This is a genomic window from Pseudomonas sp. 43NM1 (assembly GCF_002836905.1).
Classification (GTDB): Bacteria; Pseudomonadota; Gammaproteobacteria; order Pseudomonadales; family Pseudomonadaceae; genus Aquipseudomonas; species Aquipseudomonas prosekii.
This window is the reverse complement of the sequence record NZ_MKGS01000195.1, coordinates 101,155-112,043: the sequence shown is the minus strand read 5'-3', so window position 1 is coordinate 112,043 and position 10,889 is coordinate 101,155. Positions and strand designations below refer to the sequence as shown.

Here is a 10,889-nt window from a genome sequence, read left to right as displayed (position 1 = left end):
GTCGGTAGTGGTCGCCGCCGGCAACAGGCGCGCGGCAACCGCGGCCGCCGAACCACCGGACGAACCGCCCGGCACGTGTTCCAGGTTCCACGGGTTTTTCACCGCGCCGTAGTAGCTCGACTCGTTGGCCGAACCCATGGCGAATTCGTCCATGTTGGTTTTGCCCAGCGTCACGGCACCGGCCGCAGCCAGTTTGGCGACGACGGTGGCGTCGTACGGTGCCTTGAAGTTGTCGAGCATCTTCGAGCCGCAACTGGTGCGAATGCCCTGAGTGCAGAACAGATCCTTGTGGGCGATCGGCGCACCGAGCAGGGCGCCGCTCTCACCATTGGCGCGGCGCACGTCAGCGGCTTTCGCCTGGTGGAGCGCCAGGTCTTCGGTGAGGCTGATGAAGCTGTTGAGCTGAGGATCGAGCTGGGCGATGCGCGCCAGCAGGACTTTGGTCAGCTCTTCGGAAGAAAACTTTTTATCGGCGAGTCCGCGGGCGATCTCGGCCAGAGTCATTTGATGCATTGCAGGCTCTTTCCCTTTAGTCGATGACTTTCGGAACCAGGTACAGGCCGTTTTCGACCGCTGGTGCGATGGACTGATAGGCCTCGCGATGATTGGTCTCGGTCACCACGTCTGCGCGCAGGCGTTGGCTGGCTTCCAGTGGGTGGGCCAGCGGCTCGATACCGTCGGTATTGACCGCCTGCATTTCGTCGACCAGCCCGAGAATGCTGTTCAGGGCCGAAGTGATGTGTGGAAGATCGGCATCATTCAGGCCAAGGCAGGCCAGATGAGCGATTTTTTCCACGTCGGAGCGTTCAAGCGCCATGGGATTCTCCAGTGGAAAACAGAACGGACGGCGTCCGTGTGTTAGATTGTCGGAACACTACCGCATTTCTACGGTCATAAGGCCGCGATTGTGGGGGTTGGTGCACAGAAAAGCGGCCAATTTAACATATTGGCGCCTTGCCCAAAATCCCTGTCGTTGTTAGAGTTTGCCGCACTTTTTTACCCACGCGTTGCCTAGGGTCCCTTTCCCATGTTCAAGAAACTGCGTGGCATGTTTTCCAGCGATCTTTCCATTGACCTGGGCACTGCCAACACCCTTATTTACGTGCGCGAGCGCGGTATCGTCCTGAATGAGCCATCGGTTGTGGCTATTCGGACACACGGTAATCAGAAAAGTGTCGTTGCTGTCGGCACCGAGGCCAAGCGCATGCTCGGCCGTACGCCGGGCAACATTGCCGCCATTCGTCCGATGAAAGATGGCGTTATCGCCGACTTCAGCGTCTGCGAAAAGATGCTGCAGTACTTTATCAACAAGGTTCACGAAAACAGCTTTCTGCAGCCTAGCCCTCGTGTGCTGATCTGCGTTCCATGCAAATCGACCCAGGTCGAGCGTCGCGCCATCCGCGAATCGGCTCTCGGCGCCGGTGCCCGTGAAGTGTTCCTGATCGAAGAGCCAATGGCTGCTGCGATCGGTGCCGGCCTGCCGGTTGAAGAAGCCCGCGGTTCGATGGTCGTCGATATCGGTGGCGGTACCACTGAAATCGCCCTGATTTCCCTCAACGGTGTGGTTTACGCCGAATCCGTACGGGTTGGCGGCGACCGCTTCGACGAAGCGATCATCACTTATGTGCGTCGCAACTACGGCAGCCTGATCGGCGAATCCACCGCCGAGCGCATCAAGCAGGAAATCGGCACAGCCTACCCGGGCGGCGAAGTCCGTGAAGTCGACGTCCGTGGCCGTAACCTGGCCGAAGGCGTGCCACGCGCATTCACCCTGAACTCCAATGAAGTGCTGGAAGCTCTGCAAGAGTCGCTGGCGACCATCGTTCAGGCAGTGAAAAGCGCGCTGGAGCAATCGCCGCCGGAACTGGCTTCCGATATCGCCGAGCGTGGCCTGGTGCTGACCGGTGGTGGCGCGCTGTTGCGTGACCTCGACAAGTTGCTGGCCCAGGAAACCGGTCTGCCGGTGATCGTTGCCGAAGACCCGCTGACGTGTGTTGCTCGCGGTGGTGGTCGTGCCCTGGAAATGATGGATAAACACACCATGGACCTGCTCTCCAGCGAATAAGTCGTTGGTTTGCCTCTATGCTGTTGGCGCGCAGGCAGCACTTTGCAGTGCTGCCTGTTGGCGTTTATCTTCTGTCAGTCTGCATCCAGGCCGGTTTGATGCCGTATGAATAAAGAGAACATTTGCCTGGGAGGAGCGGCCTATTAAACCGCTCTTCACCAAAGGCCCCTCACTGGGCGTGCGCTTGTTGGTGCTGGTCGTGCTGTCGGTCGCGCTGATGGTGGTCGATGCCCGCTTCACACTGCTCAAGCCAGTGCGTAGCCAGATGTCGCTGGTGCTGATGCAGTCTTACTGGATCACCGACCTGCCGCAGCGGCTATGGCAAGGTGTGGCCAGCCAGTTTGGCAGCCGTACCGAACTGGTCGCCGAGAACGAAAAACTCAAGACCGAAAACCTGCTGCTGCAGGGCCGCATGCAAAAGCTTGCCGCCCTCACCGAGCAGAACGTGCGGCTGCGCGAGTTGCTCAATTCCTCCGCGCTGGTCAACGAAAAGGTCGAAGTCGCCGAGTTGATCGGCATGGACCCCAACCCGTTCACCCATCGCATCATCATCAACAAGGGTGAGCGCGACGGTGTGGTCCTTGGTCAGCCGGTGCTCGATGCGCGCGGCCTGATGGGCCAGGTGGTCGAGTTGATGCCGTACACCTCCCGCGTGCTGCTGCTTACCGACACGACTCACAGCATTCCGGTGCAAGTGAACCGCAACGGTCTGCGCGCGATTGCCAGCGGCACCGGCAACCCGGAACGCCTGGAATTGCGTCACGTCGCCGACACTGCCGACATCAAGGAAGGCGACCTGCTGGTCAGCTCCGGCCTCGGTCAGCGGTTCCCGGCGGGTTATCCGGTAGCGACGGTCAAGGAAGTGATCCACGATTCCGGCCAGCCGTTCGCGATCGTCCGCGCCGTGCCGACCGCCGCGCTGAACCGTAGCCGTTACTTGCTGCTGGTGTTCAGCGATGGCCGCACTGCTGAAGAACGTGCTAACGAAGCCGCCCAGGCCCAGGAAGCGTTGGACCAGTACGGCGGCGGACCGATGATTCCAAGCACCGTGCCGAGACCCGCGCCCAGCGCCGCACCTGCCGCCGCCGCACCCACTGCGCCCGCAGCCGCTACACCTGCAACCGCAACCCCGGCGGCCGCCACGCCAGCAGCGGCAACCCCGGCCAAACCGCCGGCGACCACCCGCGCGACCAAACCACCTGCCTCGCAACCGGCCGCCACCAAGCCGCCAGCTGCCAAACCGCCTGTCTCTGCGCCGGCCACCACTGGGGGAAGAGAATAATGGCCGGTGCTACTTCATCGCGTAACGGCTGGATCGTCTGGCTGACCTTCGCCATCGGTCTGCTGCTCAGCGTTTCGCCGCTGCCGCAATTCATGGAAATTCTTCGTCCGCTGTGGCTGGCCCTGCTGCTGGCCTTCTGGGCGCTGGCCTTGCCGCAGAAAGTCGGGATGGTCACCGCGTGGTGCCTGGGGCTGGCCGAAGACGTGCTCTACGGCACGTTGCTCGGCCAGAATGCGTTGATCCTGACGCTGATCACGTTCCTCGTGTTGTCGCTGCAACAACGCCTGCGAATGTTCCCGATGTGGCAGCAATGCCTGGTGATTCTGGTGATCTTCGGCCTCGCGCAATTGGTCCAGTTGTGGCTCAGCGCCCTCACCGGCAACCGCCAGCCAACGTTGGCGCTGGTGCTCCCGGCACTGGTCAGCGCGCTGCTCTGGCCATGGATCAGCTTCGGTTTGCGCGGCTTGCGTCGGCGTTACAAAATCAACTAATTCGGTCAGGCATTTGCCCGCACCTCGACAAGGGAGATGTCTTGATGAAAACGTTGTACCTCGCCTCAGGCTCGCCGCGTCGGCGTGAACTGCTCACGCAGATCGGCGTGCCGTTCTCCGTCATCAGCGCGGACATCGATGAAACCCCTCTGAATCACGAAACCCCGTCGGCCTATGTCGAGCGCCTGGCGCGCGGCAAAGCCGAGGCCGGGCGTCGCACGCTGGTATCTGCCGAAGCGGGCTGCGTATTGGGCGCCGACACTGCCGTGGTGCTGGACGGGAAAATTCTCGGCAAACCAGTGGACGAAGCCGAGGCGTGCGCCATGCTCAAGCTGTTGTCCGGGCGAGAGCACGAAGTGCTGACCGCCGTGGCCGTGCTGGATGGCGAGCGTTGCGAGTCGCTGGTGGTGCGCAGTCTGGTGCGGTTTCGCCCGATCAGCGCCGAGCAGGCTGCTGCCTACTGGGCCAGCGGCGAACCGCGGGACAAGGCCGGCAGTTATGGCATTCAAGGGCTGGGCGCAGTGTTTGTCGCCGGGCTCAATGGCAGCTATTCGGCGGTGGTCGGATTGCCGTTGTGCGAAACCGCAGAACTCCTCGGCCATTTCGGCATACCCTGTTGGCAAACCCCTAACGCGCGCTAAGCGTCGTACTGACTAGATGCGGCCATTATCGTGAACATGCCTGAACGAGACCCTGCCATGAGTGAAGAGATTCTGATCAACATCACGCCGATGGAATCGCGCGTGGCGGTGGTTGAAAACGGTGTTCTGCAAGAGGTTCATGTCGAACGCACGCAAAAGCGCGGGATCGTCGGCAACATCTATAAAGGCAAGGTTGTACGGGTTTTGCCAGGCATGCAGGCAGCCTTCGTAGATATTGGCCTGGACCGCGCCGCGTTTATTCACGCCTCGGAAATCTCCCTGCGCGAAGGCCCGGCGGTCGAAAGCATCAGCAGCCTGGTTCACGAAGGCCAGAGCCTGGTGGTCCAGGTCACCAAAGACCCGATCGGCTCCAAAGGCGCGCGCCTGACCACGCAATTGTCGATCCCGTCGCGTTATCTGGTGTACATGCCGCGCACCGCGCACGTCGGCATTTCCCTGAAGATTGAAGACGAAGGCGAGCGCGAACGCCTCAAGCAAGTGGTCACCGATTGCGTGGCCAAAGAAGGGATCAAGGAGGCCGGCGGTTTCATTCTGCGCACTGCCGCCGAAGGCGCGGGCGCCGAGGAAATCCTCATGGACATCCGCTACCTGCGGCGTTTGTGGGACCAGATCAACGACCAGATCAAAACCATCGGCGCGCCAAGCGTGATCTACGAAGACCTCGGTCTGGCGCTGCGCACGTTGCGCGATCTGGTCAGCCCGAAGATCGAGAAGATCCGCATCGACTCGCGCGAAACCTTCCAGAAAACCACGCAGTTTGTCGCCGAACTGATGCCGGAAATCGCTGACCGCCTCGAGCATTACCCCGGCGAGCGGCCGATTTTCGACCTGTACGGCGTCGAGGACGAAATCCAGAAAGCCCTGGAACGCAAAGTCCCGTTGAAGTCCGGCGGCTATCTGGTGGTCGATCCGGCGGAAGCCATGAGCACCATCGACGTCAACACCGGGGCGTTCGTCGGCCATCGCAACCTCGAAGAAACCATCTTCAAGACCAACCTCGAAGCCGCCACCGCGATTGCCCGCCAACTGCGCCTGCGCAACCTCGGCGGGATCATCATCATCGACTTCATCGACATGGAAGACGAAGAGCACCAGCGCCAGGTCTTGCGCACGCTGGAGAAACAGCTGGAACGCGATCACGCCAAGACCAACATCATCGGCATCACCGAGTTGGGCCTGGTGCAAATGACCCGCAAGCGCACCCGCGAAAGTCTCGAACAAGTGCTGTGCGAGCCGTGCAGCAGTTGCCAGGGGCGCGGCAAGTTGAAAACCCCGGAAACCGTCTGCTACGAAATTTTCCGCGAGATCCTCCGCGAGGCGCGCGCCTATCAGGCAGAAGGCTATCGGGTGTTGGCGAATCAGAAAGTCGTCGATCGCTTGCTTGATGAAGAGTCGGGCAACGTCGCCGAGCTCGAAGGATTTATCGGTCGGACCATTCGTTTTCAGGTCGAAACCATGTATTCGCAGGAACAATACGACGTGGTGCTGCTCTGAACCTCCAGGTTTCACCGCGACTAGATCGGCTGGCCTCAGCTTTTTGCAGAACTTTTGCCATGGGAGCCAACTGACATGGACCGTCTGACACGCATTTTGGCTGCACTGACCCGCTGGGGGCTGGGCTTGTGCGCGTTGGTCCTGGTGCTGATGGCGTTGTATGTCAGCCTCGGCCGCGAACTGACGCCGCTGGTGGCCGAATACCGCGCCGACATCGAGACCAAAGCCACCGAAGCGCTGGGCATGCCCCTGCAAATCGGCGCGCTTGAAGGAAACTGGAGCGGCTTTGCGCCGATTCTGCTCGCGCATGACGTTACCGTTGGCGCCGGCACCAATGCCTTGCGGCTGGACAATGTGCGCGTGGTGCCCAATCTCTGGGCCAGCCTGTTGGCCCGCGAAGTCCGCATTGCGCACCTTGAGCTGAATGGCCTGAAGATCAGCCTCAAGGAAGGCGCGGACGGCAAGTGGGCGCTGGAAGGCCTGCCGGTAAAAGACGATCAGCCGCTCGACCCGGAGCAACTGCTCAAGCGCATGCAAATGGTCGAACAGCTGTCGGTGCTCGACAGCCAGGTCACGTTGCAACCGCTCGACCATCCGCCGCTGACGTTCACTTATGTCGGCCTGAACCTGAAAACCGGCGCGTCGCGGCAACGCCTCGATGCGCGCCTGACGTTGCCCGATGGCCAACCGGTCGCCATGAGCCTGCGCACCCGCGTGCGCGCCAACGCCTGGAAGGACGGCAAGGCTGATGCCTATGTCAGTTTGCCGCAAAGCGATTGGTCGAAATGGTTGCCGGAGCGCCTGACCCAGCAATGGAATTTTTCTGAGCTCAAGGCGGGCGGTGAGGTGTGGCTGAACTGGGGCGAGGGCACCGTGCAAAGCGCGGCGATTCGTCTGAACGCCCCTCAACTCAAGGGCGCTTACGCCGAGCGCAAGCCGATCCAGATCAACAATCTGGCGCTCAATGCTTATTTCCAACGCAACACCGAGGGCGCATTGCTCACCCTCGATTCGCTGTCGATGAACCTCGGCGACACGCGCTGGGAAACTCATCTGCAAATCAAACAAAGCATCGCCAGCGGTACAGAGCAGGAGCTTTGGCACCTGCAAGCCGATCGCCTCGATTTGACCCCGCTGACGCCGTTGATCAACGCGTTGGGCCCACTGCCGCAAGGCGTGGCCACCGCCGTCGAAAAACTCAAAGTCACCGGCGCGTTGCGCAACGTGCTGCTGGACATGCGCCCTTACGCCACCGACGACAGCAAATTCAGTTTCGCCGCGAATCTGGAGCAAGTCGGCTTCGACGCCTACCACGGCGCTCCGGCGGCGCGAAATGTCAGCGGCAACATCAGCGGCGACCTCGGTCACGGCGAGCTGCGCATGGACAGCAAAGACTTCGTCTTGCACCTGGACCCGATTTTCGCCAAGCCATGGCAATACATTCAGGCCAATGCGCGGCTGACCTGGAAGCTCGATAAAGAAGGTTTCACCCTCGTCGCGCCGTACCTCAAGGTGCTCGGCGAAGAGGGCAAGATTGCCGGCGACTTCCTGATTCGCCTGCACTTCGACCGCAGCCAGGAAGACTACATGGACCTGCGCGTCGGTCTGGTCGAGGGCGACGGCAAATACACCGCCAAGTACCTGCCCACGGTGCTCAGCCCGGCGCTCGATGAATGGCTGCGCACGGCGATTCTCAAAGGCGCGGTGGATGAAGGTTTCTTCCAGTATCAAGGCTCGCTGAACCACGGCGCGGCGGATACCGCGCGCAGCATCAGCCTGTTTTTCAAGGTCCACGACGCCGAACTGGCCTTCCAGCCAGGCTGGCCGCACATCAGCAAAGTCAGTGGCGACGTGTTTATCGAAGACAGCGGCGTGCGCATTCTGGCCAGCAAGGGTCAGTTGCTCGACACCCAGGTGCGCGATGTTTACGTCAACATCCCGCACGCGCCGGCCGGGCAAAACGTCCACATGTTCCTCGACGGCGCATTCGCCGGCGGCTTGGGCGATGGTTTGAAAATCCTCCAGCAAGCGCCGATTGGTACCGCCGACACCTTCGCCGGTTGGGAAGGCGAGGGCGATCTGCAAGGCAAACTGAAGCTGGATATTCCGCTGGCCAAGGGTGATCAACCGAATATTCTGGTCGACTTCAAAACCGCCAAGGCCCGGCTGAAACTGGCTGAACCGTCGCTGGAACTGACGCAGCTCAAGGGCGATTTCCGTTTCGACAGCAACAAGGGGTTGAGCGGGCAAAACATCAGCGCACGCGCTTTCGACAAACCGGTGACCGCGCAGATTTTCGCTGATGGCAGCCCGGGCAAACTCGATACGCGAGTCGCCGCTTCCGGTCAGGTCGAGGTCAAAAAGCTCACTGACTGGCTTGCCGTGACGCAGCCGTTGCCGGTCTCCGGCACCGTGCCTTATCAGCTGCAATTGAACCTGAATGGCGCCGACAGCCAGTTGATCGTCAGCTCCAACCTGCAAGGGATCGCGGTCGATTTGCCGGCGCCGTTCGGCATGGCCGCCGATGTCGAGCGCGACACGGTGTTCCGCATGACCTTGCAAGGGCCGGAGCGGCGTTATTGGGTGACGTACGGAGATCTGGCGAATTTCACCTTCGCTTCGCCGCCGGGCAATTTTGCCGACGGTCGTGGTGAATTGTTCCTCGGTGCCGGCAATGCCGTGTTGCCGGCGAGTAAAGGCTTGCGCATCAGCGGTGTGTTGTCCGAATTGGACGTCGGGCCGTGGAAGGCCTTGGCCGATAAATACGCCGGCCAGGATCCGGGTGGTAGCGCCAAGCAGTTGCTCAGCGGCGCGGATTTCAAGGTAGGCAAGCTCAGCGGCATCGGCACCACGCTCGATCAGGCCTCGGTGCAGTTGAACCGAAAGCCGTCGGTGTGGGCGTTGCAGCTCGACAGCCAACAGGTGAAGGGCAGCGCGACGATCCCCGACGCGAAAGCCGCGCCGATTGCGATCAATCTGCAATACGTGAAGTTGCCCGCTCCCGACCCGACCGCGCTGGCCGACGAAAACTCGCCGGACCCGCTAGTGGACGTCGACCCGACGAAGATTCCGGCGCTGGATATCACCATCAATCAGCTGTTCCAGGGCAATGACTTGGTCGGCGCGTGGTCGCTGAAAGTGCGCCCGACCGCCAAAGGTATCGCGCTGAACACGCTGGACATGGGCCTCAAAGGCATTCTGTTGCAGGGCAGCGGCGGCTGGGAAGGCGCGCCGGGCGCGACCAACAGTTGGTACAAGGGCCGGATCAGCGGCAAGAACCTCGCCGATGTGCTGAAGGGCTGGGGTTTTGCGCCGAGCGTGACCAGTGAAGAATTTCACATGGACGTCGATGGCCGCTGGCCCGGCTCGCCGGCGTGGGTCGCGACCAAGCGCTTCTCCGGCAGCCTCGACGCGTCGCTGAATAAAGGGCAGTTCGTCGAAGTCGAGGGCAGCGCCCAGGCATTGCGGGTGTTCGGCCTGCTCAACTTCAACTCGATCGGCCGTCGCTTGCGCCTGGACTTCTCCGATCTGTTCGGCAAAGGCTTGAGCTACGACCGGGTCAAAGGCCTGCTGGTGGCGAGCAACGGCGTCTACGTGACGCGCGAGCCGATCCTGATGACCGGTCCGTCGAGCAATATCGAGCTCAACGGCACGTTGAATCTGGTTGAAGACAAGGTCGATGCCAAGTTGCTGGTGACCTTGCCGGTGACCAACAACCTACCGATTGCCGCGCTGATCGTCGGCGCCCCGGCCATTGGCGGCGCGTTGTTCCTGATCGACAAGCTGATCGGCGACCGCGTGGCACGTTTCGCCAGCGTCAAATACACCGTCAAAGGCCCGTGGAAAGAACCGAAAATCACCTTCGAGAAGCCTTTTTGAGAATCTTCCCTTGGGTTTGATGGAGTAGCATGGCGCTGCCCCTTGCAGAAGCGAGGCTTGCCCGCGAAGGCTGTTTCACATTCAACTAATGCGTTGAATGTCATGACGCGTTCGCGGGCAAGCCTTGCTCCTACGGGGCGTGTGTTGTTCTGAACAGGAAAAGAGCCATGTCTGTTGCGGTGATTCAAATGGTCAGCCAGAGCGATGTGCTGGCCAATCTTGCGCAGGCCCGGCGCCTGCTCGAACACGCGGCGAACGGCGGCGCACGCCTGGCGGTGTTGCCGGAAAACTTCGCCGCCATGGGCCGCCGCGACACCGCTGCCATCGGTCGCGCCGAGGCCATGGGCGAAGGCCCGATCCTGCCATGGTTGAAAGACACCGCTCGCGCCCTCAAGTTATGGATAGTCGCCGGCACTTTGCCGTTGCCGCCGGTCGATGCACCGCTGGCCAAAGTGCATGCCTGCTCGCTGCTGGTGGATGATCACGGCGAAACCGTTGCACGGTATGACAAGCTGCACTTGTTCGACGTCGATGTGGCGGACAATCGCGGGCGTTATCGTGAATCCGATGACTATGCTTATGGCAGTGGCGTCGTGGTTGCGGACACGCCCGTTGGACGTGTGGGCCTGAGCGTGTGTTATGACTTGCGTTTCCCGGAGCTGTACAGCGAATTGCGCGCCGCTGGGGCCGAGTTGATTACTGCGCCGTCGGCGTTTACCGCCGTGACCGGCGCGGCGCATTGGGACGTGTTGATTCGTGCCCGCGCCATCGAAACCCAGTGTTATGTGCTCGCGGCCGCCCAGGGTGGCGTCCATCCGGGGCCGCGAGAGACTTACGGACATGCCGCCATCGTTGACCCGTGGGGTCGCGTGCTGGCGCAACAGGATCAAGGCGAGGCCGTGCTGCTGGCCGAACGCGATAGCAGCGAACAGGCGTCCATCCGGGCGCGGATGCCGGTTTCCAGTCACCGGCGCTTTTTCTCGCAGGGCGCCCAGCGACCTGCCTCAGAACGATGA

Annotated in this window: 9 protein-coding genes; 7 read left to right on the top strand and 2 right to left on the bottom strand. The window is 61.4% G+C overall.

The genetic code is table 11. The features are described 5' to 3' along the window. Together BI292_RS26005 and gatC are read right to left on the bottom strand one after the other, a co-directional pair. A partial coding sequence (locus tag BI292_RS26005) for an amidase (RefSeq protein WP_256592740.1) occupies positions 1-513 on the bottom strand: 513 nt, incomplete at its 3' end. A gap of 16 nt (positions 514-529) precedes the next feature. Then, the gene (gatC, locus tag BI292_RS26000; RefSeq protein WP_007901429.1) at positions 530-817 is read right to left on the bottom strand and encodes an Asp-tRNA(Asn)/Glu-tRNA(Gln) amidotransferase subunit GatC; all 288 of its coding nucleotides are present in this window, start codon (positions 815-817) and stop codon (positions 530-532) included. Positions 818-1,027: 210 nt separating this feature from the next. Between gatC and mreB the strand changes: the two genes are divergently transcribed. From mreB to BI292_RS25965, 7 genes are all read left to right on the top strand, one after another. Continuing rightward, positions 1,028-2,065 (top strand): rod shape-determining protein MreB, encoded by a 1,038-nt coding sequence (gene mreB, locus BI292_RS25995; protein WP_002555108.1) that lies wholly within the window; start codon positions 1,028-1,030, stop codon positions 2,063-2,065. 142 nt (positions 2,066-2,207) lie between these two features. Next, positions 2,208-3,347 carry a rod shape-determining protein MreC gene (gene mreC, locus BI292_RS25990; protein WP_101209666.1) on the top strand — a complete coding sequence of 380 codons (1,140 nt, stop codon included), beginning with the start codon at positions 2,208-2,210 and terminating at the stop codon, positions 3,345-3,347. Continuing rightward, the gene (gene mreD / locus BI292_RS25985) at positions 3,347-3,838 is read left to right on the top strand and encodes a rod shape-determining protein MreD (protein WP_092273316.1); all 492 of its coding nucleotides are present in this window, start codon (positions 3,347-3,349) and stop codon (positions 3,836-3,838) included. The genes mreC and mreD overlap by 1 nt, the downstream gene beginning before the upstream one ends. A 44-nt stretch (positions 3,839-3,882) precedes the next feature. After that, the gene (locus BI292_RS25980) at positions 3,883-4,479 is read left to right on the top strand and encodes a nucleoside triphosphate pyrophosphatase (protein ID WP_101209665.1); all 597 of its coding nucleotides are present in this window, start codon (positions 3,883-3,885) and stop codon (positions 4,477-4,479) included. A gap of 57 nt (positions 4,480-4,536) precedes the next feature. Continuing rightward, positions 4,537-5,994: a ribonuclease G gene (rng, locus tag BI292_RS25975; protein WP_092273311.1), complete on the top strand. Its 1,458-nt coding sequence runs from the start codon at positions 4,537-4,539 to the stop codon at positions 5,992-5,994. Between the two features lie 75 nt (positions 5,995-6,069). Next, on the top strand, positions 6,070-9,873 hold the full coding sequence (locus BI292_RS25970; RefSeq protein ID WP_101209664.1) for a YhdP family protein: 3,804 nt from the start codon (positions 6,070-6,072) through the stop codon (positions 9,871-9,873). A gap of 167 nt (positions 9,874-10,040) precedes the next feature. Then, positions 10,041-10,889, top strand: a complete 849-nt coding sequence (locus BI292_RS25965; RefSeq protein ID WP_092273305.1) for a carbon-nitrogen hydrolase family protein — start codon at positions 10,041-10,043, stop codon at positions 10,887-10,889.

Excerpts from the sequence above, each read along its gene's own strand:
- mreD (WP_092273316.1), top strand. The coding sequence starts at position 3,347 with ATGGCCGGTGCTACTTCATCGCGTAACGGCTGGATCGTCTGGCTGACC.
- BI292_RS25970 (WP_101209664.1), top strand. The coding sequence starts at position 6,070 with ATGGACCGTCTGACACGCATTTTGGCTGCACTGACCCGCTGGGGGCTG.
- BI292_RS25980 (WP_101209665.1), top strand. The coding sequence starts at position 3,883 with ATGAAAACGTTGTACCTCGCCTCAGGCTCGCCGCGTCGGCGTGAACTG.
- mreB (WP_002555108.1), top strand. The coding sequence starts at position 1,028 with ATGTTCAAGAAACTGCGTGGCATGTTTTCCAGCGATCTTTCCATTGAC.
- BI292_RS25965 (WP_092273305.1), top strand. The coding sequence starts at position 10,041 with ATGTCTGTTGCGGTGATTCAAATGGTCAGCCAGAGCGATGTGCTGGCC.
- rng (WP_092273311.1), top strand. The coding sequence starts at position 4,537 with ATGAGTGAAGAGATTCTGATCAACATCACGCCGATGGAATCGCGCGTG.
- gatC (WP_007901429.1), bottom strand. The coding sequence starts at position 817 with ATGGCGCTTGAACGCTCCGACGTGGAAAAAATCGCTCATCTGGCCTGC.